The organism is Bacillus cereus group sp. BceL291, from assembly GCF_051776705.1.
Lineage (GTDB): Bacteria > Bacillota > Bacilli > Bacillales > Bacillaceae_G > Bacillus_A > Bacillus_A cereus.
Genome location: NZ_JBPWAP010000272.1, coordinates 1 through 286, shown reverse-complemented (window position 1 = coordinate 286; position 286 = coordinate 1). Strand labels below are relative to the sequence as shown.

Genomic DNA, 286 nt, shown 5'->3' with positions numbered 1-286 from the left:
ATTTTTGATTAATTCTCCTCCTCCTGAACCTAAATCAATGTTGGATAAATTTACATTCGGTTGCTTAATCATAGTTTTTGCGTACAAATCCATTACAAGAATATGAGAGCCAGTTGCAGCCAACGCTTTCTTTAACCCTTCAGGTCCTAACGCATAATTTTCTATTTTATGTTCTTGAGCTGTCTGTTCTTGTGCAAGTGCATGAATAGTACTACCATTCGTAGCAGTTATAACCGTTGCTAAAGTGGCTAAAGTTATAACCTTAAATGGAAATTTCATCATTTGA

The 286-nt window shown here is 35.0% G+C and carries 1 protein-coding gene; it reads right to left on the bottom strand.

What is annotated here, in order from left to right:
• Positions 1–282: HBL/NHE enterotoxin family protein (locus ACS2CR_RS34545; RefSeq protein ID WP_438906173.1), on the bottom strand; the 282-nt coding region annotated here is incomplete at its 3' end.
• Positions 283–286 lie beyond the last annotated feature (4 nt).